Origin of the sequence: Psychrobacillus sp. NPDC093180, assembly GCF_044754065.1 — a bacterium.
Taxonomy (GTDB): domain Bacteria; phylum Bacillota; class Bacilli; order Bacillales_A; family Planococcaceae; genus Psychrobacillus.
The window spans coordinates 352,246-377,026 of sequence record NZ_JBIVOJ010000001.1 but is presented as its reverse complement, the minus strand read 5'-3'; the positions used below and the strand labels follow the sequence as shown (position 1 = coordinate 377,026).

Annotated in this window: 23 protein-coding genes; 1 reads left to right on the top strand and 22 read right to left on the bottom strand. The window is 37.2% G+C overall.

Annotated features, from left to right (window positions below):
* Positions 1-2 precede the first annotated feature (2 nt).
* From ACIP9W_RS01910 to gpr, 21 genes are all read right to left on the bottom strand, one after another.
* Positions 3-368 (bottom strand): diacylglycerol kinase family protein, encoded by a 366-nt coding sequence (locus tag ACIP9W_RS01910; RefSeq protein ID WP_400785475.1) that lies wholly within the window; start codon positions 366-368, stop codon positions 3-5.
* Positions 355-840, bottom strand: a complete 486-nt coding sequence (gene ybeY, locus ACIP9W_RS01905) for an rRNA maturation RNase YbeY (protein WP_400785473.1) — start codon at positions 838-840, stop codon at positions 355-357. Before ybeY ends, ACIP9W_RS01910 begins: the two co-directional genes overlap by 14 nt.
* Before the next feature lie 20 nt (positions 841-860).
* Complete coding sequence (locus ACIP9W_RS01900; RefSeq protein ID WP_400785471.1) at positions 861-2,972, bottom strand: HD family phosphohydrolase; 2,112 nt, start codon at positions 2,970-2,972, stop codon at positions 861-863.
* A 124-nt stretch (positions 2,973-3,096) separates the two neighbouring features.
* Positions 3,097-4,056, bottom strand: a complete 960-nt coding sequence (locus ACIP9W_RS01895) for a PhoH family protein (RefSeq protein WP_400785469.1) — start codon at positions 4,054-4,056, stop codon at positions 3,097-3,099.
* A complete protein-coding gene (locus ACIP9W_RS01890; RefSeq protein WP_400785467.1) occupies positions 4,053-5,159 on the bottom strand; it encodes a sporulation protein YqfD in 1,107 nt (368 codons plus the stop codon). Before ACIP9W_RS01890 ends, ACIP9W_RS01895 begins: the two co-directional genes overlap by 4 nt.
* Before the next feature lie 289 nt (positions 5,160-5,448).
* The gene (locus tag ACIP9W_RS01885; RefSeq protein ID WP_400785465.1) at positions 5,449-5,892 is read right to left on the bottom strand and encodes a hypothetical protein; all 444 of its coding nucleotides are present in this window, start codon (positions 5,890-5,892) and stop codon (positions 5,449-5,451) included.
* Positions 5,893-5,921: 29 nt separating this feature from the next.
* Positions 5,922-6,926, bottom strand: a complete 1,005-nt coding sequence (gene floA, locus ACIP9W_RS01880) for a flotillin-like protein FloA (protein WP_282243554.1) — start codon at positions 6,924-6,926, stop codon at positions 5,922-5,924.
* Positions 6,926-8,251: an NfeD family protein gene (locus ACIP9W_RS01875; protein WP_400785463.1), complete on the bottom strand. Its 1,326-nt coding sequence runs from the start codon at positions 8,249-8,251 to the stop codon at positions 6,926-6,928. The genes floA and ACIP9W_RS01875 overlap by 1 nt, the downstream gene beginning before the upstream one ends.
* 260 nt (positions 8,252-8,511) lie before the next feature.
* A complete protein-coding gene (gene rpsU, locus ACIP9W_RS01870; RefSeq protein WP_016426884.1) occupies positions 8,512-8,685 on the bottom strand; it encodes a 30S ribosomal protein S21 in 174 nt (57 codons plus the stop codon).
* Between the two features lie 103 nt (positions 8,686-8,788).
* Positions 8,789-9,460: a deoxyribose-phosphate aldolase gene (deoC, locus tag ACIP9W_RS01865; protein WP_400785460.1), complete on the bottom strand. Its 672-nt coding sequence runs from the start codon at positions 9,458-9,460 to the stop codon at positions 8,789-8,791.
* A gap of 85 nt (positions 9,461-9,545) precedes the next feature.
* Positions 9,546-10,889, bottom strand: a complete 1,344-nt coding sequence (gene mtaB / locus ACIP9W_RS01860; RefSeq protein WP_400785458.1) for a tRNA (N(6)-L-threonylcarbamoyladenosine(37)-C(2))-methylthiotransferase MtaB — start codon at positions 10,887-10,889, stop codon at positions 9,546-9,548.
* A 15-nt stretch (positions 10,890-10,904) separates the two neighbouring features.
* A complete protein-coding gene (locus ACIP9W_RS01855; protein ID WP_400785456.1) occupies positions 10,905-11,645 on the bottom strand; it encodes a 16S rRNA (uracil(1498)-N(3))-methyltransferase in 741 nt (246 codons plus the stop codon).
* A gap of 10 nt (positions 11,646-11,655) precedes the next feature.
* A complete protein-coding gene (gene prmA, locus ACIP9W_RS01850) occupies positions 11,656-12,600 on the bottom strand; it encodes a 50S ribosomal protein L11 methyltransferase (protein ID WP_400785454.1) in 945 nt (314 codons plus the stop codon).
* 13 nt (positions 12,601-12,613) lie between these two features.
* On the bottom strand, positions 12,614-13,735 hold the full coding sequence (gene dnaJ / locus ACIP9W_RS01845; RefSeq protein ID WP_400785453.1) for a molecular chaperone DnaJ: 1,122 nt from the start codon (positions 13,733-13,735) through the stop codon (positions 12,614-12,616).
* Positions 13,736-13,864: 129 nt separating this feature from the next.
* On the bottom strand, positions 13,865-15,697 hold the full coding sequence (dnaK, locus tag ACIP9W_RS01840; RefSeq protein WP_400785451.1) for a molecular chaperone DnaK: 1,833 nt from the start codon (positions 15,695-15,697) through the stop codon (positions 13,865-13,867).
* Positions 15,698-15,748: 51 nt separating this feature from the next.
* A complete protein-coding gene (gene grpE, locus ACIP9W_RS01835) occupies positions 15,749-16,327 on the bottom strand; it encodes a nucleotide exchange factor GrpE (RefSeq protein ID WP_400785449.1) in 579 nt (192 codons plus the stop codon).
* Between the two features lie 15 nt (positions 16,328-16,342).
* A complete protein-coding gene (gene hrcA, locus ACIP9W_RS01830) occupies positions 16,343-17,380 on the bottom strand; it encodes a heat-inducible transcriptional repressor HrcA (protein ID WP_400785447.1) in 1,038 nt (345 codons plus the stop codon).
* An 87-nt stretch (positions 17,381-17,467) separates the two neighbouring features.
* On the bottom strand, positions 17,468-18,604 hold the full coding sequence (gene hemW / locus ACIP9W_RS01825; protein WP_400785445.1) for a radical SAM family heme chaperone HemW: 1,137 nt from the start codon (positions 18,602-18,604) through the stop codon (positions 17,468-17,470).
* 63 nt (positions 18,605-18,667) lie between these two features.
* Positions 18,668-20,497: a translation elongation factor 4 gene (gene lepA, locus ACIP9W_RS01820; protein WP_400785443.1), complete on the bottom strand. Its 1,830-nt coding sequence runs from the start codon at positions 20,495-20,497 to the stop codon at positions 18,668-18,670.
* A 235-nt stretch (positions 20,498-20,732) separates the two neighbouring features.
* Positions 20,733-21,557, bottom strand: coding sequence for a stage II sporulation protein P (gene spoIIP, locus ACIP9W_RS01815; RefSeq protein WP_400785441.1), 825 nt, complete (start codon positions 21,555-21,557; stop codon positions 20,733-20,735).
* A 55-nt stretch (positions 21,558-21,612) separates the two neighbouring features.
* Positions 21,613-22,626 carry a GPR endopeptidase gene (gene gpr, locus ACIP9W_RS01810; RefSeq protein ID WP_400785439.1) on the bottom strand — a complete coding sequence of 338 codons (1,014 nt, stop codon included), beginning with the start codon at positions 22,624-22,626 and terminating at the stop codon, positions 21,613-21,615.
* A 159-nt stretch (positions 22,627-22,785) separates the two neighbouring features.
* Between gpr and rpsT the strand changes: the two genes are divergently transcribed.
* Positions 22,786-23,034 carry a 30S ribosomal protein S20 gene (rpsT, locus tag ACIP9W_RS01805; protein WP_142538269.1) on the top strand — a complete coding sequence of 83 codons (249 nt, stop codon included), beginning with the start codon at positions 22,786-22,788 and terminating at the stop codon, positions 23,032-23,034.
* Positions 23,035-23,766: 732 nt separating this feature from the next.
* On the opposite strand, the gene holA is transcribed toward rpsT, so the two are convergent.
* Positions 23,767-24,771 (bottom strand): DNA polymerase III subunit delta, encoded by a 1,005-nt coding sequence (holA, locus tag ACIP9W_RS01800; RefSeq protein WP_400785437.1) that lies wholly within the window; start codon positions 24,769-24,771, stop codon positions 23,767-23,769.
* Positions 24,772-24,781 lie beyond the last annotated feature (10 nt).

The window sequence follows — 24,781 nt, the reverse complement described above, 5'->3', positions numbered from 1 at the left end:
CTCTAAAATAATATTCCCGACCATTTCGGGATAAATATGATCAAACCGACGATTATTGTACAAATGGCATACACCAGGCAAGCCCCTGCTGCTAAATCCTTTGCCTGTTTTGCAAGTGGATGCAACTCAGGGGATGCTAAATCCACAACACGTTCAATTGACGCATTTACTAATTCTATCATGAACATCCCGCAAATTAACATTACAATGATTATCCATTCCCATTTGGACAAACTCGTTAAAAAACTTGCCAATAAAACTACAACTGCAGCCAGTACATGAAAACGGAAATTTTGTTCACTTTTTACTACTAGTACAATGCCTTGAAAGGCATATACGAATGACTTAAAAAATTTACGAATGTTCATGGCCTTCACGCTTTAAACCAAAAGCCTGTAAAATCGTTTCTTGTAAACTGAACATTTCTTTCTCTTCTTCCTCTGTTCCGTGATCATAACCGAGTAGATGTAAAAAACCATGGACTGCCAAAAAACAAAGCTCACGTTCGAAAGTATGTCCATATGATGCCGCTTGTTCCGTCGTACGTTCAACAGAAATGATAATATCGCCAAGTAGTGTCGGCAGATTTGCATCTTTAATCTCGATTTCGCCTTCTCCCATCTCCTCCATTGCGAAAGAAATAACATCCGTTGGCATATCTTTTTTGCGGTATGTTTTATTGATTTCTTGAATAGCGTCATTTGTCACAAATGTAACACTTACTTCACTGCCTTCTTTTACACCTAACTGCTCTCCAGCAGAAGTTAATACTTTTTCAACAAGTTTTATTGATTCTTCGGATATTGTTTGTGTTTCGTCCATTAAATCTATTTCTAGCATTCTTTTAGCCCCTTACGTCCTTATTTTGGGTATTCTATTCGCGAATGGAATGTACCATTCATCGTCGTACAGAAACTTTCTTCCATTATCTTTATTTCTTTTAAAGAGAGATCGCATTCATCAAATTGACCATCTAGTAATTTTCCTTTAATAATGGATTGGATCAGTTCCCTAATCTTTTCTGCATTTGGTTCTTTCATCGAACGGACAGCAGCTTCCACACTATCTGCAACCGAAATAATCGCAATTTCTTTCGTTTGAGGTTTAGGACCCGGATACCTATACTGCCCTTCGGCTATATCTTCTTTCATTTCCTTTGCTTTATAGTAAAAGAATTTAAGCAAGCTGGTCCCGTGGTGTTGCTCCGCGATATCGATTATTTCTTTTGGCATTTTATGTTTTCGTAAAATTTCTGCCCCGTCTACAGCATGTGCAATAATAATATCACGACTCGTTTCTGGTGGTAAATTATCATGCGGGTTGTACCCATTCACTTGATTTTCGATAAAAAATCCAGGTCGTTTCGTTTTCCCAACATCATGATAATAGCTCCCCACACGTGCTAATAGTCCGTTTGCCCCAACCGCTTCGCAGGCAGCATCCGCTAAGTTTGCGACCATCAAACTATGATGGTATGTCCCGGGAGTTTCCGTTAATATTTTTTTCAATAATGGATGATTCGGATTAGATAGCTCGATTAACCGCATCGTAGACAATATGCCAAATACCGATTCAAAAAATGGAAGTATTCCAATCGTTAAAGCCCCAGATAGTATACCCGATAATACGGCAACACCAACATAAAACAATATATCGTTAAATTCATATGTCGTTTTGGTCATTAATAAATAAAATAATATAAATAATATATTTACTGCTGAAACGACAAAGCTTCCTCTAAATATTTGAGAGTTATTATGAGTTCGTTGCATCGCAAAAATACCTGCTACACTCCCGAATAATATGTATAGCGAAATTTCCATTTGAAATACATTTGTATACCCTTCTTGAAAAATAATGCCCGCATAAGCAGCAACAACAAAACTAGTGATGAGTGCTGCACGTTCATTTACTAATAAGTAAACAAATATGGAAACCAATGCAGTCGGGAATATAAATGCAATGACTACATCAAAATTATATGCAACTGATTGTAACACTTTCATGATTAAGACAGAAACGATTAGACTAAAAGCGACGACAACCAAATTTTTAGCATTTGTAATGGATTTCTCTTTCTTACGAAACGTTTGTGCAAATAAGATCCACATTGTAAGTATAACGAATAGACCAACACCTATAGGTGGTTTATAAGATGTTTTATCTGTTAACATTCCGAGTAATTCAATCTGTCTATAAACTTCTCGGTCTATTAGTTCTCCTTTTTGCACTAGTATTTGCCCTTGTAAAATTCTAGTCGGTTCAACACTTGCTTTTGCCTGCTCAATCCGTAATTCTGTAAGCTCATCATTTTCGATTTCCGTCGCTACAATTGCACTCCGCGCTATATTGATGAGGATATTCATATACTCCGCGGAAAACCCAAATGTGTTTGTAACCTGGGAAGCAACTTTTTCACGCGCAGAAGGAACATTTTCGGTTCGTATTGGCTCATTTAATGCATTTTCTGCAATGGTGGCCAATTTCTCCTTTGACTCTCGTAAAACAGGAGCTGACTGCTTTAGTAAAATAGTTAGCATTTCATCACTTAAAGGAATGACACTTACGTTTTCTGCCAATACGTCCACTTCTTCTTTTAATTTTGCAAGTGATGTAGCTGCCCCTTCTTCAGCTAGTTCTTCAGTCGATTTTTTTTTCACTTCGAGAACGCTGTCAAAAATAGAACGGATAATCGCAGCCTGGTTATCTGCAGTTTCGTCTTGAAATTGATATACTGGAAGAACTTCGGAAGCTACTTGTTCTTTTTCTTCTTCCGTTTTTACGGGATCTTCCATTGTTTTAACCGAACGTATCGTATCAGGTGAAAGTTGGAATCGTTCTATATCATATTTACTTTCTTTCACATTACCAATTAATAAAAAGAACATGCAAATCGCTGTTAAGAGAATGATAACAAAAGGGAGATACTTATTATTGCGCCATTCTTTCCATTTTAACAAAATGAATTTCACTCTAAATTCAGCTCCTTCACAGCTTGTCCCCTTATTATACCTTAAAGTCGAAACTAGTCATTACTATTTCCTGAAAATTAACAAAAGCAACAGTCAGCTACTGGACCGTTGCTTTATAGAAATACTATGATTGTTGCTCGTCATATGCCTGAATAATTTTAGCAACTAATGGGTGACGGACGACATCTCCCTGTTCTAGGTATTGAAAATGGATACCAGCAACATGGCCTAAAATTTTCTCCGCCACGATTAATCCAGATTCAGCACCTTTTGGTAAATCTATTTGCGTTTTATCTCCTGTAATAACCATTTTCGAACCAAAACCAAGACGGGTTAAAAACATCTTCATTTGAGCTTTCGTTGTATTTTGCGCTTCATCTAAAATAACAAAGGCGTCATCCAGCGTTCTACCACGCATGTAAGCAAGCGGCGCAATTTCAATTGTACCTCGCTCCATTAAGCGGTCTGTCTGTTCCGTACCTAGCACATCATGTAATGCATCATATAACGGACGTAAGTAAGGGTCTACCTTCTCTTTTAAGTCTCCAGGCAAGAAACCTAGGCTCTCTCCTGCCTCGACAGCAGGACGTGTTAAAATGATTTTTTTCACATGTGCATTTTTTAAAGCCTGTGTGGCCATCACAACTGCAAGGTATGTTTTACCTGTACCTGCTGGACCTATTCCAAACGTTAAATCTGAATGCCGAATTCCTTGTATATATTCTCTTTGACCAATCGTTTTAGCACGAATAGCTTTGCCTTTTGTATTTCTCGCAATTTCTTCATCATATAAGCTAGAGAAGTATTCAATCGTTCCATTCAAGCTCATTTCAATAGCAGACGTAACATCTCTTAGGTTAATATTGATGCCTTTGCGTATAACAGAAAGAAGTTGTATCATTAGCTTTTTCGCTTCTTCAACATTTTTCTCTTCGCCAACAATTTGTATTTGTTCGCCTCTTGTAATTAGTTGTACCTTTAGTTCCGCTTCAATTAGCTTTACATTTTTATCTGATATTCCGAGAAGCATTACTGCTTCTGCTGGGTCCTGCAAATTTATATCGAGTTGTTTTTGTTCGCTCATGCTTCGTCTCCTTGGGGTATAACTTGTGGTGTTGCAATGTCTTCATTTACTAATAATAATACCTTCCCTTTTACTTTATCATTTTGTATAGATACCTGCAAAACTTTATCTTCTAATATTTGTGTGCCCGCAGGCAAATCATTGATTATTTTTTGAAATAGTAATGGACGTATTAATCGTTCCATCGACTTCTCACTTAACTCGTAACTTTCCTCTATATTATTTTGTACATATCCAGCCACAACATATTTTTGTAAGAAAGAAGGAAGAACGATCTCTTTCCAGTAGGGTACATTCGTCTTCCCCTTTTTTTGTATCAGCAACTCTCTTTCATTTGGCTTTACAATCGATACTTTTTTGGGAAGTTCAAACTGAAGTTCAATCCAATAATTTGCATATACTTTTCCTTCTGCACTCGTTATTATTCGTTTATCTCCTTGCGTCACGAATCCATTCACGAGCGTATCCCCTTTTTTAACCGCCACATTCTTCTGTACAGCTCTTACTCCTTTTACTAGTTCAAAATCTGTAATAACTCCACTTCTCTTAGCGATTAAATGGACTGGCGGTGCGTCTTTTATATCTCGTTCGGTTTTTATTGGGGCAAGCATCGGGGATACGATTAGCGTAGAACCCGATTGAGCAAAATGCACCCATGAATACTCTTTGTACTTCAATAAAATCTTCTGCCTTATTTCTTGTTCAGCAGGTAACGAAGAGGTAAGCATTTTTTCTTTAATATTCATCGCCTTTAGTTCTTCATAGAGCAAAATATTATTTTCAGGTGAATCCGATTCGATATGAATTGTCCAAATAAATTGTGCCAGCAATACAGGTATAATGAAAAATAGAGCGACTCCTATGAAAGAGTATGAATGAGTAGAAATAATTCCTTTTTTGGATTCATCCACTAACTGTACTGGGATTCTCATCGCTTTTCTTATTTTTCGAAATGCCCTTAAGTCTTTCTTTTTTATAGAAAAGTATAAATAATTTTCTCTGCTATATACGTTGTATACATGGATATTTATAGCAAACAAACGCTGAAATAGAGCATGTTGATCTGTAGTTATCGGAATTTGTACTCGTATAAGGCTTGCCATTACGTACGATCCTTCCTAGTTATATTAAAAAAGTTAAGACGTTCTACTGTTAAATGCAGACGATCCGATGATAGAGATTTTATCTGTAGACTATCTGCATTAATTTCCAACAAATAATGATCATACGAACATAATACGCTGTTTTCATTTAACTTAAGAAGGGTTATTTCGTAATCTAAAATAATGTCATTAAAATTATCAATCATAATACTCGCGTGGAGTGGAAATAATTGTTTTATAAAAAACACCCCTTTACATGAATTTATGCATGTAAAGGAGTGTTCATGAGTTATCTTTTGGATTTTGGTGGAGCTAATATTTCGGACAAAACAATTGCTCGAATAAGCTCATCCTTCGTTTCCGGTAAAACGCTCGCCATCACTGGCTTGGCAGTATTCACAACTGGTCTATTTCCTTGGTGAACAGATAGACGACCAGATGATCTTTGTGCACCTTGATCGCGACTGACTTCACGTTGACCTTTTTCTACCGTCACCGTTTTAACAGGTTCTGGTTTTGGATTATTCGGTCTACGTTCTATTTTTGCTTGTTGTTCTTGTTTAAATTCCTTTGCTAGCTCCCCTAAGTTTTTAAAAGGATTCTCTACAAAAGGTTTAATCTCAGGAGTTTTATTTACTTGCTTAGGTACTTTTGTTGGATTTTGATTTTGCTTTTTCTTTCCAAAAATTGTACTTATGAGTAAGGAAACAATGAGTAAAATAATACCTTCCAAGGAGAAGACCTCCTTTCCGCGGTTTTAGACTAGTCTTTCAACTCTCCAGTAGAAGGTTTATCTCCTCCGACTTTACTAATGGAATCTCTCATGCTAGTGTCCGCTTGGATATTTTTATAATTCATATAATCCATCACACCGATATTACCTTCTCTTAAAGCTTCTGCCATCGCAAGTGGAACTTCTGCTTCTGCTTCTACTACTTTAGAACGCATTTCTACTACTTTCGCTTTCATCTCTTGCTCAGAGGCAACAGCCATTGCACGGCGCTCTTCCGCTTTTGCTTGCGCAATTTTCTTATCTGCTTCAGCTTGCTCTGTTTGAAGTTCTGCACCAATATTTTTACCTATATCAACGTCCGCAATATCAATCGATAGAATTTCAAAAGCTGTACCAGAGTCTAATCCTTTAGCCAATACAGTTTGAGAAATTAAGTCCGGATTCTCAAGCACACGTTCATGACTAGTACTCGACCCGATTGTAGAAATAATACCTTCCCCAACACGGGCAACGATTGTTTCTTCACCCGCACCTCCGACTAGACGGTCGATATTGGCACGTACAGTAATACGCGCTTTCGCTTTTACTTCAATCCCGTTCATCGCAACCCCGGCGATAAATGGTGTTTCAATTACTTTCGGGTTTACAGACATTTGCACGGCTTCTAGTACGTCACGACCAGCTAGATCGATCGCTGCTGCTCGTTCAAATGTAAGCTCAATATTGGCACGGTGTGCGGCAATAAGAGCGTTAACAACACGGTCCACATTACCACCTGCAAGATAGTGGCTCTCTAATTGATTGATAGCCACTTTTAAACCAGCTTTATGTGCTTTAATAAGTGGATTAACAATGCGTGATGGAATTACTCGACGTAACCTCATCCCTACAAGTGTAAAAATACTAATTCTTACGCCAGCTGCAAGCGCTGAAATCCATAGTGTAATCGGAAAAAACGTAAAGAACACAGATAGCACGATAAATGCTAAAACGATCACAATAATTAACGTAATGGTTGATCCAGTGAATAACATTATGTTGCCTCCTCTTCTGCGACTTCTCGTACAACAATACGAGAGCCTTCTACTTTAATAATCATAACTTGTTTATCCTTCGCAACAAAACTTCCATCGGATACTGCATCGATTCGCTCATTGTCGATACGTATAGTTCCGGATGGTCTAAGGGCAGTCATTGTAACGGCCACTTTGCCAATTAAATCAATTCTATTTTCGTTGGACACATATCCTTGCTCCGTTGTTGTTGCATCTGACAAGATAATCTTGTTAAACGCTTTCAACCGCTTTCCAAAGAATTTCATAATAATCACCATTCCCACTATAGCTACTGTTAAAGCAATTAAAACAGCAATACTCATTTGTACAATATTGCCTCCTGCTAGTATTATACTAAAAATAATAGCAGCTGCACCTAATATACCACTAATTCCTCCGGGCAGGAAGAACTCGGCTATTATTAAAAGAACCCCAATGATAAAAATGATCAATGTTTCATAGCCTGCAAGACCAGCAACTAAATGCCCAAAAAAGAACAATCCAATGGAGATAAGCCCCATCGTCCCTGCAACTCCAAATCCCGGAGAATATAGCTCAACTATCAACCCCAAACTTGCAATGGACAATAAAATTGGCACGATAATTGGATGTGTAATAAATCGCGCAACCGATTCCATAAATGTTTCTTCTGATTCAATGACTTTTGCATTTGAAAGATTTGTCTTATCTAACAATTCTTCTAATGATTTTACCGTTCCATTCGAGTAACCTACTTCTAGTGCTTCTCCAGCAGTAAGTGTTAATAATTTTCCAACTGGTGCTCTATATTGAGGTAAATCTACCTGATCGTCAGCCATTGCCTGCGCAAATTTTGGATCTTTTTCCGTAAGCTTTGCAGCATTTATCATTTTTGCTTTCCATGCGCTATTTGCTTTTTCATCTGCTGTATTGCCAATACTATCAATTACAGCAGCTGCTCCGATTGTGCCACTCGGGGACATATAAATTTCATCCATATGCAAAGCTATAAAAGCTCCTGCTGATAACGCTTCCGAATTTATATACGCTATTTTTCGAATCGAAGTAGAATCAAGTAAATCTGCAATTTTCTGAGCAGAGTCTACAAAGCCACCAGGGGTATTTATTTCGAAGATAATTGCGTTTGCTCCTGCTTCTTCTGCATCATGTATAGAACGCTCTAAAAAGGCATATAAACCCTTTTCCACTTCCTTATGGATGGGAATTTTATAAACACTCGGTGAATCAGCAGTGAATGTAGGAACAACTAGGAAAAATGACAATACCAATAAACAGAAATAAATAATGATCCGTGACAATTTCATCCTTAAACCTCCCTTCATCTATATGTATATTACTTTATACGGATGAGCACCATAAAAGTTTCAAAAATGAAAATAAACCGAGAAAATAAATTTTCTCGGTTTACATAATTGTAAATGTTAATCATACAGTACGTGTTTTGAACGTAGGGATGGTTGGGATTAATTTACCACTTACGTTTACGTGCAGCTTCTGATTTCTTTTTACGTTTCACGCTTGGTTTTAGAAACCAATGCTTCGAAGCTTGGTAAATTTAAATAAATTAGAATTTACGTTTACGGGCAGCTTCAGATTTCTTTTTACGTTTTACGCTTGGTTTTTCATAAAACTCGCGCTTTCTTACCTCTTGAATTGTACCACTTTTAGATACAGTACGTTTGAAGCGGCGAAGAGCATCTTCAAGCGATTCGTTTTTACGAACGACAGTTTTTGACATCTCTTTTTCCCTCCCTCCGAACACACGTCAAGCACATAACCTAGTGTTATGTACTAAAAAATTATACCGTATACTTTACAGTTGGTCAATACTTTCGCCTAAATTAATAATCAGATTTACTTTCCAAGCCCTGAACAATTTCTACACCTGAGCTTGCACCAATTCTAGTTGCACCTGCGTCTACCATCGCTTGTAAATCCGACAAGCTGCGAACACCACCAGAAGCCTTAACTCCTAGCTCTGGACCGACTGCTCCGCGCATTAACTTCACCGCATTTACTGTTGCTCCTCCTGTAGAAAATCCAGTAGAAGTTTTGACAAAATCTGCTCCTGCAAGCTTAGATATTTCACTAGCTCTCAAAATTTCTTCGTCTGTTAACAAGCAAGTTTCTAAAATAACTTTTACAATTGCTTTTCCTTTAGCAGCTTGTACTACAGCCTCGATATCTTTTTGCACAAAATTATAATCACGATCTTTTAACGCACCAACGTTTATAACCATGTCGATTTCTTCTGCGCCGTTTTGTATAGCATTTGTTGTTTCAAATGCTTTTACTTCAGTTGTGCTTGCACCAAGTGGGAAACCAATTACCGTACAAACCTTTACTGGTGTACCTTGTAATAATTGTGCGCTCAAGTTTACCCAAGTCGGATTCACACAAACAGAGGCAAAAGTATAGGTTTTTGCTTCCTCGCAAAGTTTTTCAATTTGGTTTTTAGTAGCATCTTGTTTTAATAATGTATGATCGATTAATGCTGCAATATTTTGAGTCATTATATTATCTCCCTTTCGAGTTGTACGTACCTCTATATCATAATGGAAAAATAAAAAAAAAGCCAGTGAGATTATACTCACTGACTTATACAAGTTGTTCCTCTGCATTTTCTAATACACGAACAAATTGACCTTCATTGTATGGATAACCAGCCTTCGTGATTTTGACTCGTACTAGTTTTCCTATTAAATCTTCTGTACCAGGGATAACGACCTTCAAATAATTATCAGTATAGCCCTCGTATAAATTAGTATCAGAATCTAATTTGTATTTTTCTTCTGGGATTATCTCTAATACTTCTCCTTCAAAACGAGATGCGTACTGTGCAGCAAGCTGATCATTCAACGTGATTAATCGGTGAACACGTTCATTTTTAATCTCTTCATCTACTTGGTTGTCCATTCTTGCCGCAGGTGTGCCTGTACGTTTTGAATAAGGGAATACATGAAGTTCGGAGAATTTTTGATCACGAATAAAGTTAAACGTTTCCATAAATTCCTCTTCTGTTTCACCTGGGAAACCAACAATCACGTCAGAAGTAATTGCTAAGTCTGGGAGTGCTTCTCTCAGTCTATCTAATCGATTCGCGAAAAACTCCATCGTATATTTTCTACGCATTCTTTTTAAAACGGTATTAGATCCAGATTGAATTGGAATGTGTAAATGTCTTACAACAATATTAGAATCTCTTAAAACATCGATTACTTCATCTGTTAATTGGCTTGCTTCAATCGAGCTAATACGAAGACGTTTTAAGCCTTTTACTTTGGATTCGATATCTCTTAAAAGCTGTGCTAAATTATAATCTTTTAAGTCTTCGCCGTATCCTCCTGTGTGGATGCCTGTTAATACGATTTCTAAATAACCTGCATCTACAAGCTGTTGCGCTTGATGAACCACTTCTTCTGGGTCTCTTGAACGCATTAACCCACGAGCCCACGGGATAATACAAAAAGTACAAAAGTTGTTACAGCCTTCTTGGATTTTTAATGACGCGCGCGTACGATCTGTAAAGGCAGGAACATCCAATTCCTCATATACTCGGTTTTTCATAATATTTCCTACTGCATTAATCGGTTGACGCTCTGTTTTATACTGCTCAATATAATCAAGCATTTTTGTGCGCTCTTGCGTTCCTACGACGATATCTACCCCTGGAATTGCCATTATTTCAGCAGGAGATGTTTGTGCATAGCAACCAGTAACACAAATAACAGCATCTGGATTTTGGCGAATAGCACGACGAATCACTTGCCGACTTTTTTTATCACCAGTGTTTGTTACGGTACATGTATTTATCACATATACATCTGATTGTTTTTCAAAATCAGTACGGTCATAGCCATTTTCTTTAAATAATTGCCATATGGCCTCTGTTTCATAGTGGTTAACTTTACAGCCTAATGTATGGAATGCAACGGATGACAAGTCCTCACACCTCTTTCATTCATATTCATAAGAAATTGCAGCAAGCGCATATAACGGTGCAGTTTCTGTTCTTAGAATCCTTGGTCCAAGTGCAATGGGTTGAAACTCATTTTCTAACAGTAGTTGTACTTCCTGACGATCGAGCCCACCTTCTGGGCCAAAAACGATTAGTATCGATTTTTTATCATACACCTTTTTTAGTTGGTCAGCAAACTTTTGTCGCTGTTCAAGCTTTGCGTCTTCTTCATCCGCAACAAATTTCACATCATACGATTTAGAAATTTCCAACAGCTCGGTCAATGAGATTGGTTTATGTATTAGTGGGATAAAGGAGCGATGAGATTGTTCTGCGGCTTCTTTTGCGATTTTTTGTAAACGAGTGATTTTTTTCTCGTTCTTTTGTTTATCCCATTTTACAATGGAGCGTTTCGCCTCAAATGGATAAAGTGTATGCATACCCAGCTCTGTCGCTTTTTGCGTTATTAATTCTAGCTTATCACCTTTTGGAAGTCCACATACGATGGAAACTTTAATCGGCAATTCTGTGGATTGTTCATGTTTTTCTTTTATCTGTAAAAGCACAGATTTAGAAGTACCTTCTAAGATGGTCATTGTATATGTCTGGCTGTTCGCTACTACATATACATCGTCACCAGAAGACATGCGCATCACTTGAATCATATGATGCGCATCTTCGCCTGTAATCGTTACTGTATTATTTTCCTTAATAGGTTCATTTGTAAAATAACGTTGCATGAGCGTCTCCTTATTTCTCAGGCTTTCTTGAAATGATTGTAACCCAGTCTTCCATCATCATTACTTCTTCGATTTCGAATCCCGCTTGCTGCAAGGAATTACGAACATCTTCTTTTTTCGTTGCAATAATACCTGATGTTATAAATAATCCACCATCTTTTACGATGGAATAAGCGTCATTTGTAAATGTCATAATAATTTCAGCTAAAATATTAGCAACCACGATATCTGCTTTTTCGTTCACATTGTCAAGTAAATTACCATGGGTTACTTGAACAACATCACTTACCTTATTCAGAGCGATATTTTCTTTTGCAGATTGAACAGCTACCTCATCTAAATCTAATGCATGGATAGATGCTGCCCCTAATTTTGCTGCCCCTATAGACAGGACACCTGAACCAGTCCCAACATCAATAACGCTATTTCCTTTTTGTACTGTTTTTTCAAGTGCTTGTAAGCACATAACAGTAGTTGGGTGTGTTCCTGTTCCAAACGCCATACCTGGATCTAGTTCAATGATTAATTCGTCGGTATTTACACGCTCATAGTCTTCCCATGTTGGTACGATTGTAAAACGATTCGATATTTTAACTGGGTGATAATATTTTTTCCAAGCAGTAGCCCAATCTTCCTCGTCTACTTCTTGTACTGTTACACTATTATGACCAAGATCGATATTAAAGTTTTGTAAGTTGTTAATCGCAAGTTTGATCTCTTCCACTGTTTCTAGTAGAAAACTAGTTTCCGCTAAATAAGCCTTCACTCGTACACCATCTACTGGGAAATCGTCCGGATTTAAGTTATAGATTTCACCAAAAACATCTTCTCTTTCTCTTAATAACTCTTCTGAATCTTCGATAACGACTCCACTTGCTCCAGCCTCATGTAGAATATTGCTAATTGCTTCCACTGCCTCATTCGTCGTATGAATGGATAGTTCAGACCATTTCACTTGCGCCACTCCTTTATTCACCTTTTATCGTTCTTTTGATTTTATCAAATAATGAACTGCCTTGCTCTTCCGGAATATCTCCGCTAATTTCTGCAAACTCACGAAGTAACTGCTTTTGTTTTTCCGTTAATTTTTTCGGTGTAATCACTTTTACAACGACATGTTGATCTCCAGTGCCATATCCGTGAACGTTTTTGACACCTTTTCCTTTTAAGCGGAATGTTGTTTGAGACTGTGTACCTGCAGGAATTTTTAGTTTCACTTTTCCTTGAACTGTCGGTACCTCTATCTCGTCTCCAAGTGCAGCTTGAGCGAATGTCAATGGAAGTTCATAATAAATATCATCGCCATCTCGTTCAAATCTTGGATCGGCTTTTACACGGAATACAATATATAAGTCTCCTGCTGGTCCACCATTTACACCAGGTTCCCCTTGCCCACTTACACGAAGCTGTTGACCATCATCTACACCTGCTGGAATCGTCACTTTAATTTTTTTGCGTTTATTTACAGTACCTTTACCGTGACAAGTAGAACATTTTTCTTTGATGATTTTCCCAGTACCTTCACAATAATGACAAGCACGTTTCGTTTGAATACGACCAAATGGTGTGTCTTGTGTAACGTTCACTTGACCTTGGCCATTACAATGTGAACATTTTTCAGGGTGAGTTCCTGGTTTTGCACCGGTTCCAGTACATGTATCACATGTCTCTTCTTTTGCCACATCTATTTCTGTTTCTTTTCCGAAAACAGCTTCTTCAAATTCGATTGTCATCGTATATTGAAGATCACTGCCTTTTCTAGGTGCGTTAGGGTCACGTCGTCTTGAGCTTCCCCCACCGCCGAAAAACGAACTGAAAATATCTTCGAAGCCAAAGCCGTCTCCGCCACCAAATCCACCAAATCCTTGGTTTGGACCAGCATGACCAAATTGATCATATTGAGCTCTTTTTTGATCATCGCTTAATACTTCATATGCTTCAGTAATTTCCTTGAACTTAGCATCAGCGTCTGCCGCTTTGTTAATATCCGGGTGATATTGCTTCGAAAGCTTGCGATACGCTTTTTTTATCTCATCTTGAGAAGCACCTTTAGAAACTCCTAGTACCTCATAATAATCACGTTTTTCCATTGTTCACTCTCCTGCTCTTTACCTACACGTAATGAATATTGTAACACGGAACAATAATCTAGTCTAAACAGTAAGAAAAGCCAAAGCCGAATACGGTCTTTGACTTTTCCTTACCGACTAACTTACAACTTACTTGTTGTCTTTATCGTCATTTACTTCTTCAAATTCAGCGTCAACAACACCGTCGTCTTTTGCATCAGCTTGTGCGCCACCGTTTGCAGCAGCATCAGCTTGTGCTTGCTCATATAATTTCATTGTAAGCTGTTGTACGATTTCATTTAACGCATCTTTTTTCGCTTTAATATCTTCTAGGTTACCAGCTTCAAGAGCAGCTTTTAACGCTTCTTTTGCATCTTCAGCAGATTTTTTCTCTTCTTCTGAAACTTTGTCTTCTAAATCTTTTAATGTTTTTTCTGTCATGAATACTAATTGATCTGCTTCGTTTTTCACTTCAGCTTCTTCTTTACGAACTTTATCCGCTTCTGCATTTGCTTCCGCTTCTTTTACCATACGCTCGATTTCTTCGTCAGATAATGAAGAGTTCGATTGAATTGTAATATTTTGTTCTTTTCCAGTTCCAAGATCTTTCGCTTTAACATTTACAATACCGTTTTTATCGATATCAAATGTTACTTCGATTTGTGGTACACCACGTGGAGCTGGTGGAATATCCGCAAGTTGGAAACGACCAAGTGTTTTGTTATCCGCTGACATTGGACGTTCACCTTGTAGAACGTGAATATCTACTGCTGGTTGGTTATCAGCTGCCGTTGAGAATGTTTGAGATTTTGAAGTTGGGATTGTTGTATTACGTTCGATTAGTTTCGTAAATACGCCACCCATTGTTTCAATACCTAAAGAAAGTGGTGTTACGTCAAGTAATACAACGTCTTTCACATCTCCAGTTAATACTCCACCTTGAACTGCAGCACCCATTGCTACTACTTCATCTGGGTTTACACCTTTATGTGGTTCTTTACCAGTTTCTTTTTTAATCGCATCTTGTACTGCAGGAATTCGAGTAGAACCACCAACTAAAATTACTTTATCAATTTGAGAAGCAGATAATCCAGCATCTTTCATTGCTTGACGAGTTGGTACCATTGTACGCTCTACTAGGTGTGCTGTTAAATCATCAAATTTCGCACGAGTCATTGTTACTTCCAAGTGAAGTGGTCCAGCTTCTCCAGCTGTAATGAAAGGAAGTGAAATTTGAGTAGATGTTACACCTGATAGATCTTTTTTCGCTTTTTCAGCTGCATCTTTTAGACGTTGTACAGCCATTTTATCTTGTGATAAATCAATTCCGTTATCTTTTTTGAATTCTTGTACTAAGTAGTCCATTAATACTTGGTCAAAGTCATCCCCACCAAGACGGTTGTCTCCAGCTGTTGCTAGAACTTCAAATACTCCGTCTCCTAGCTCTAGGATAGATACGTCAAATGTACCTCCACCTAAATCGTAAACCAGAATTTTTTCATCATGATCCATTTTATCTAAACCGTATGCTAAAGCTGCTGCAGTCGGTTCGTTAATAATACGTTCTACTTCAAGACCAGCGATACGACCAGCATCTTTTGTTGCTTGACGTTCTGCATCGTTAAAGTAAGCAGGAACTGTAATAACTGCTTTTGTTACTTTTTCACCTAAGTATTCTTCTGCGAATCCTTTTAAGTATTGAAGAATCATTGCAGATACTTCTTGTGGTGTATATTCTTTACCTTCTGCTGATACTTTTTCATTTGTACCCATTAAACGTTTTACAGAAGCAATCGTATTTGGATTTGTAATGGATTGACGTTTTGCTACTTCCCCAACTTGTTTTTCGCCATTTTTGAATGCTACAACAGATGGAGTTGTGCGGTTACCTTCTGGATTTGGAATTACTTTAGGTTCTCCACCTTCTAATACAGATACACATGAGTTTGTTGTTCCTAAGTCAATACCGATAATTTTAGACATAAATAGTTCCTCCTAAATATAAAGTGCATATAATCATCACTAAATGAAATTTTATTCGTTAACTTTAACCATAGATGGTCTTAAAATTCTATCTTTTAACTTATACCCTTTTTGCAATTCTTGAAGCACGATACCTGAATCTTTCGTATCGTCTTTTTCCTGCATTACTGCTTGATGGAAGTTCGGATCAAAAGGAACGCCTTCCGCTTCAATTTGTTCTAAGCCTTCTTTTTTTACTGCATCTAGTAAAGAACGATACACCATTTCTACGCCTTTTGCTAAAGAAGCAGCTTCTTCACTAGTAGTTTCAACGGCTAATGCACGTTCGAAATTATCTAGCACCGGCAAAATATCTGATAATACAGATTGCGCACGGTATTTATAATCTGCCTCTTTATCTAGTTGAACACGACGTTTATAGTTTTCAAAATCAGCTCTTAAACGAATTGCTTTATTTTGTTCTTCTTCTAACTGTTGTTTAACAAGCGTTAGCTCATCAACTTCTTCTACAGCTTCTTCTACTACGTCTTCTTCTGTTTCAGCTACCTCATCTTCAGCTGGAACGTCTGCTTGTTCATCTAGCTTTTCAGCTTCTAATTCTTCTACAATTTCATCTTTTTGTTCTGACATAACTAGCAACTCTCCTTATCCATGCGGTCCATGTAAAATTTTCGATAATTCTCTCGATAGATCCCCACTCATCACATCTAGTAAAGAAACGACTCGCTTGTAATCCATTCGAGTAGGTCCAATGATTGCAATGGAACCGATTTGTTCCTCCCCAATGTCATAGGAAGCTGTAATAATACTACAATCCTCCATAGCCAGATGGTTGTTTTCAGTACCGATTCGAATTTGAATTCCTTTTTGGTCTAAATGGAATAACCCAGGCATTTGATTTACATGATCCATCCAATACATAATACTTCGTGCTTTTTCTACATCATTAAATTCAGGTTGATTTAGCAGTTGCATTTTCCCACCGTAGTAAACTTTATCTTCATGTTCAATTGTTAGTGCTTTGTTTAATGATCCTAATAAGTCGTTTAATCGACCATTATTTTGTCTTAAAACTGCTAATGTAACAGCTTCTAGTTTAGCTGGAAGCTCATGTAAATGAACACCTACTAAACGCTCATTAATCAAATTGACCATTCTTTCAATATCCGATGCGGTAAAGCTTTCCGGTATGGAAAATACACGATTTTCTACATGTCCGCTATCCGTCACAATAATAGCAACAGCGGAATCATCCGTTAAAGGGACGATAGAAAAGCGTTTGACACGATGTTTTCTCACATCTAAGCCTAGCATTATAGAGGTATAATTCGTTAATTCGGACAATATTGCCGCAGATTTACGAATTATTTGTTCCGTCTCTACCATACGTTCTTCAAAAATAGAACGGATTTGTTTGATCTCACTTTTCGATATTCGTTGTGGAGTTAGCATATTGTCTACATAGTAACGATAGCCTTTTTGCGAAGGCACGCGACCAGACGAAGTATGTGTTTTTTCTAAATAGCCCATTTCTTCTAAATCTGCCATATCATTTCGAATAGTAGCAGGACTAAATGGAACTTCCTCCTTTTTCGAAAGTTGGCGAGATCCAACTGGTTGAGCGGTTTCGATAAAATCATCTACCGTTACTTGCAATATTAATAATTGCCGATTAGTTAGCATGATTATCACCTCTGTTAGCACTCACTCATATAGAGTGCTAATACTTATATAGAAAATTTATCAAATCTATAGTGAACTGTCAACGATTTAGCTTGTAAGAAAATATTGAAATACTTCGTTCCCAACAAAGCGTCCTCGTTTCGTAAGTTTGATAAAGCCGTTTTCGATCGTGACAAACTCTTTTTCCAAAAGTTCATCTATTTCTTTTCCATACACTTGTTGTAACGTTTGATTGTATCTTTGTTCAAAACGAACTAATGAAACTCCTTCGTTTTTACGCAAGCCTAAAAACATTTCTTCTTCCATTTTTTCAACTCGAGTAACTTCTTTTTGCATCATAATAGGTTTTTCCATCGTTTCAATTGTATGCATATACTTTTTTAAAGGACCATGATTGGAATAGCGCATACTATTTACATACCCATGTGCTCCCGCTCCAAGCCCAATATATTCATCATTATCCCAATAAAGCAAATTATGTTTGGATTCCTTTCCTTTATGGGCAAAATTACTAATTTCATATTGAGCATATCCATGCAACTTCATTTCATCCATTAAATAGCTATACATGTCCGCCTCTAGATCCTCTCCAGGAAGTGTAAGCTTTCCTTTCGACAACAGATTATAAAAAATGGTTTTAGGCTCAACAAGTAAAGAATATGCAGAAATATGAGGAATGTTCAAACGAAATGCTTCTTTTAAAGATGCTTTCCATTGGTCCATTGTTTGATTTGGTAAGCCGTACATTAGGTCTATGCTGATCGAAGGGAAATCCGTTTGTTTCGCATATTCGATTACTTTATATACATGATCATTGGAATGCGTTCTTCCAAGGACTTTTAACAGGTCTTGATCGAAAGTTTGCACACCCATACTTAAACGGTTTACCCCAAACTTACGCATCAGTTGCATTTTTTCAAGTGTTAACTCGTCTGGATTTGCTTCAGATGTGAATTCTACTAACTTTTCCATTGGGATATGTGTTTCAATAAGTGTAAATAGGCGATCCAATTGCTGAACAGACAATGAAGTCGGCGTGCCTCCACCGATAAAAATTGTTTCGATCGATGCATTTTTTAAATCATCCGCCCATAAAGCCATTTCTTGTCCCAGCGCTTCAATATATTCATCGACTGGCTGATTATGAAAAAAGAATTTATTGAAATCACAATAATTACAAATTTGATGACAAAAAGGTATATGGATATATACTCCTCGTACCATACTGTTTCCAACTCTCTATATAAGAAAAAGAGGGCTATCAAATTCGCGCCCCCTTCTTTCTTGTTATTTATTTGGCTCATCCATTTTAAGAACTGCCATAAACGCCTCTTGAGGAACTTCTACAGAACCTACTTGTTTCATACGTTTTTTACCTTCTTTTTGTTTTTCAAGAAGTTTACGCTTACGAGAAATATCTCCACCGTAACATTTTGCTAATACGTTTTTACCGATTGATTTAATCGTTGAACGAGCAACAATTTTTTGACCGATTGCCGCTTGTACCGGCACTTCGAATTGCTGTCTTGGTATTAGTGCTTTTAACTTTTCTACAATTACTTTTCCGCGCTCATATGCAAAGTCTTTGTGTACGATAAAGCTTAAAGCATCCACTTTTTCGCTATTAAGCAGAATATCCATCTTCACTAATTTCGATTCTTTATAACCGATTAACTCGTAGTCAAAGGATGCATAACCCTTTGTACTAGATTTTAGTGCATCAAAGAAATCATATACAATTTCTGAAAGTGGGATTTCATAAATTATATTCACACGTGCAGATGACAAATAATCCATTGTGATAAAGTTTCCGCGTTTACGCTGGCATAACTCCATAACTGAACCAACATAATCTTCCGGAACCATAATCGATGCCTTCACATACGGCTCTTCAATTTTATCTACTTTTTGTACTTCAGGCATCATCGATGGGTTATCGACTTTAATCGTTTCCCCACTTGTTAACTTAACATCATAAATAACGCTTGGAGCTGTCGTTATTAAATCGATTTTAAATTCACGTTCAATACGCTCTTGGATGATTTCCATATGTAGGAGTCCTAAGAAACCACAACGATAACCAAATCCTAGCGCTTGAGATGTTTCCGGTTCAAACTCTAAAGCGGAGTCATTTAACTCTAATTTTTCAAGTGCATCCCGTAAATCTACATATTTAGAGTTATCGATTGGATATAAACCACAGAATACCATCGGATTCATTTTTCGATATCCTGGTAGCGCTTCTTGTGCTGGGTTCGAAGCCAGTGTAATGGTATCCCCCACACTCGAGTCACCCACATGCTTCATGGATGCAGTTAAGAATCCAACGTCACCAACAGTTAGTTCTGAACGCATTGTAGCTTTTGGTGTAAATACACCTGTTTCAACAACTTCGAATTCTTTACCAGAAGACATCATTTTAATCTTGTCCCCAGGTTTCACTGTACCTTCCACAATTCGAATATAAACAATTACCCCACGGTACGGATCAAATAACGAGTCAAATATAAGCGCTTTAAGTGGCGCTGAAGGATCTCCAGTAGGTGCAGGAACTTTTTCAACTATTTGTTCTAAAATTTCTTCAATACCAATTCCGGCTTTTGCAGAAGCATGTACTGCTTCTGAAGCATCCAACCCGATTACATCTTCCACTTCTTGTTTCACTCGTTCTGGATCGGCAGCAGGTAAATCGATTTTATTAATAACCGGTAGAATTTCCAAGTCATTATCTAATGCTAAATATACATTTGCAAGCGTTTGAGCTTCGATTCCTTGTGCAGCATCTACTACAAGTATTGCTCCTTCACAGGCAGCTAAACTTCTCGATACTTCATATGTGAAATCGACATGTCCTGGTGTGTCGATTAAGTGAAAAATATATTCTTCTCCATCTTTTGCTGTATATGTCAATTGAACGGCATTCAATTTAATCGTAATTCCACGTTCTCTTTCTAGGTCCATGGAATCGAGTAATTGGCTTTGCATTTCTCTTGATGTAACTGTTTGTGTTTTTTCTAAAATACGATCAGCAAGCGTCGATTTACCGTGGTCAATATGCGCGATAATCGAAAAGTTACGTATTTTTTTCTGTCGTGCTAATCTCTCTTCATGATTCATACTTGTTCACTCCTAATTAAACTACTTGCATTATAACAGATAAAGGATTGTTTAAGAAATATTACTGAAATATTTTATGTACACGTCTCATTATTTTTCTACAAAAAAGTCAATATAAATAATTTTTTGCCAGATTTTAATCTTATCAAAAACCTGTACATAACACAATCTAGGAGAATATTTTCATACAAAAAGAGATGAAGCAAACGTAAACTGCTTCATCTCTTATTCTCCCTTATGATGGCAACTGTTCATTTAACATATTCGATAAAGCTTTCGCTAGAATTGCAATAGAACGATTAATTTCTTCTTCGGTATTATCAATGCCTCCCAATTCAACATTAAGTAAATTTTTTGAAAGGTCTTGATTGTATACTCCATCTACTCCCTTGCCTTCTTTCGGTAATATCCCCCGTGAAATGCCAGGAACTAATTTATTTAATTGGTTAGAGAGGTTTTGTGCAAGTTGTTCATTCCATCTGTAGTTAGGATGCTCTCGGCCAATAACGAATATAAATTTAGCATAACTTGCTTCCCCACTTTTAAGTGTCGTTACTTTTGCTCTTGCGGAATCTCTGTGAATATCTAAAATAATGTCATAATTATTTTGCCCGATTGCTTGTTGTACTAATGGACGTATTGAGTTATAGTCATCCATTTCTTTCTTGTTGTAGTTTTCTAAAAAGGTAGTCTCTAGTTGATGAAAAGCAAACTGGGCATTAATCTGGTCTTGAAAAGTCGTGATATTGTTTATGGGATGATAAATTGCTATTTTTTCACCTTGTGCAGCAAGTATCGGTTGATAGGCTTCTTGCGAATGAGTAAAGTAAACAAATGCTTGTTTCGGCTCCACTACTACTTCTTGGACGACTGGTTTTTTTTCCAATTGTGCCGCATAGACTACAGGGATCTCCTCTTTTTCCTTTTCTTCCACTTGTTCCGGTTGTTCCGATTGTTCCGGTTGAGTTGTAAAAAGAGGTGTTTGGACGGTAGCAATAATGATAGGCGCTAAAAATAAAAGGATTAAGATGCTTGTTAAATTCTTCAGGTATTTAGCCATATATTCCACTCTCCTCACATAATCGTATGTGGAAAAGTGGAATTTTAGAACGATATCATCTGCTAGTGATCCATGTCTCTAAGCTGTTAGAAAGTAAATGAGCATATTGTTCCACCCATGCATCTGTTTCTTTCGGCGTCACAAACAAAGAAGGATTCCTTCCAACAAAAACCTCTTCGAACAATTTTCTTTTTTCTTCAGTTGGCCAAGTGACCCATTCCCCAAAGATAGGTTGTAAAATCGCTTTGTCGATCGTTGGTTTTTTGTTAGAAACCATCGGGGTTACGGCTAATGCCGAAGAAGGACTTCCCTTTTCTTCTATTTTGGATGCAATATAGTGAATAACTTGTTCCATCGCATCCGCATATAGAACAGGGCCGTCCACAACCATTGGTATTCCAATTGCCGTAACAGGCACACCGTATACTTCCTCGGAAACTTCTTTTCGTTGGTTTCCAACGCCAGAACCAGGATGTATACCTGTATTGGTGATTTGGATTGTTTTGCAAAGTCGCTCACTGTTTCTAGCAGCTAGCGCATCTAATACAATGATTAGATCTGGTTGAAACGCCTTGCTTATTGCTTCTATAAAGTCGCTTGTTTCAAATCCTGTTTGACCTGTTACCCCTGGTGCGTACATAACAACTTTTATATGTTCTTCAACAGTTAATGCAGAACTTTGTAAAATTTCAATCGCTTTTGGACCAATGGCATCTGGTGTGATAAGAGCATTTCCTAGACCTATTATTAAGATTTTGGATGACTTTGTCAGTTTAATGTTTTCATGCATTTCCCTTAGCTTATCGACAAATACTCTTTCTAAATGTTGAAAGCTTCGATCATCATCCGGACTTACAGTTAAGTCTGTTAAGGTAATATATTTTCCTTTTTTCTTCCCTAGTTCTTTTTCTCCGTTTTCGTCTACTTCAATAGACGTGACTAAAACTGCTCCCTCTCTACTTTCGTCAAATTTTATACCCTCTGATTTTTCCAACGTATTCTTATCTTCTTTTGAACGATGTCTTACCATTTCATCTGATTCATCTAATAAATCTGTTCGTCCCCACATAAAATTCACCTCCAAAATAGTTTGGTCGATGTGTCAAGTAAATATTCTTTGCATTTATATATTGCAATTTGTTTTTGCGTTTGTTAAAATAATGCTTGTTGTATTAGACAGTTTCAACAAAGAAATATCATCTCGAGACCATTTTAGGAGGTGAAAGTTATGCCAAATATTAAATCTGCAATCAAACGTGTTAAGAAAAACGCTACATTGAACGCTCAAAACGCAACTGCTAAATCTGCAATGCGTACTGCTGTAAAAAAAGCTGACAATGCTGCACTTAACAACGATGAAAACGCAAAAGAACTTATTAAATCTGCAATCCAACAATTGGAGAAAGCAGCTTCTAAAGGTTTAATTCATAAAAACGCAGCTACTCGTAAGAAAGCTCAATTAATGAAAAAAGCGTAATTTAAATAAGACTGACCGAATTTATTTCGGTCAGTCTTTATTTATTTCTAGACATATTGGTTAACCAAAAGTGCCCAGTAAATTACTTGCTGAATTAGTGATAACACAACTACTAGGTTCTGTAAAAACGGTGTTTTGGAGTACTTTGAACGAAAACGAGTTTTACACATTAACCATGTTTTTTGATGTTCCAGGGATGCGACAAAGTCGCATCCCTGGAACATTTTTCTCGGTAATGGTGTAAAAATCTTTCGCCCGTCGCACTCCGTAAGCACAAGTAATTAAAGTATTATTGCTTTTAGGAATGAAAGAATATCCAACTTTCCGATTTAGATAAAAGCAGCCAAAGATGAAATTTTGGCTGCTCTGTCCTTCTCTATTTTTAACCACATTTTCGAGTATAAAGAAGTTTCTCTCTTCAATATAGTAACACCAACTGCCAGGGTTGACTCTGCAAAAATAAGCAATGAATAACTTGTAGACAGTGATTGAGTGACTGAAATTGTTACTTCAAGGACGAGCACCATGTGGATCAGACAATCGTGGCGTCATAATGTCGCGTTCTTAGACTGTACTCCTCTTCAAATAGGCACTTACCCTCGCTCGGTAATGATGTAGTGTTCTTTTCGTCCAAAGCGAGCCGAAAACTTACAGCTGCAAGTCCAAAATGGTAACTTTCCGCATTTTTTGTGAAACTTTAATAGTAGAAATTGGTTGATCAACAGACTTGATTTATTTCATCAAAAACAATTCCAATATTCGGTCTCGATTAATATTTAATGTTTTTAATTGCAAATCTACTGTCGCTAGATCATTTAAGGTCTGTAGTAGTTTTTCTTCGTTATACAAAATGGGATTGTCAAAAAGCAATTTCACTCGGTATGGATGAACCTTTAGTTGGCCGGCTATTTGTTGGGCGTGATACCCCTTTTTCTTTAAATGGCCTACTTGCACCATTAACCTTACTTGCGTTGCGATCAATGCGTTTAACTTTAACGGATCTTCTTTTTGCTTTAATAGATCATGATAAATGGCTATCGCTTCGCTCTTGTTCCCCGCAAAATAAGCATTTCCAAGTGTAAAAACGTCCTGCTCCAACGTTCGGACAAGTAATTTTTTTACTGTCTCTGTATCGATTTCTACTGTTTCTCCCACATACGTCGCTATTTTCGCTAATTCTGTTTGCAAATGAACTAAATCGGTTCCGCCAAATTCGATGAAACGCTCAATCGTTTCCTCAGACATTGTTTTACCGTGTGTTTTAAGTTCATGAAGTACCCAGCTTTTTAAATCATGTGCTTGCAAGCTAGTTGCCTCGATTACATTAGCTGATTGTTTCATGGCCTTTGTAATTTTTTTACGCTCATCTAATTTCTCATATGGTGCGATAAAAACAACGATCGCTGTTGGAGAAGGGCTTTGTAGCCACTTTTCTAAATTGACTGTATCATGCACTATTTTTTCTTTTCCTTTTTCTGTAGCTTTTAAAAAGAAGGCATTTTTGGCAATCACAAGCTTTTTGTCTGAGAAAAAAGGAATGGTATCGGCTTCGTATATAACTTCGTCTACGCTTTTTTCTTCTAAATCGAACGTTATTATTTCGGTTTCTCCATGCTCATTTAATTTCCTTTTCAATCTTTTTATTGTCTCTTCTATAAAATACGCTTCTGTTCCGTATAATAAATAAACATCCGACAAATCATCGTTTGCTATTTGCATCCACTTTTCTGAAATCATTCTAGATCTC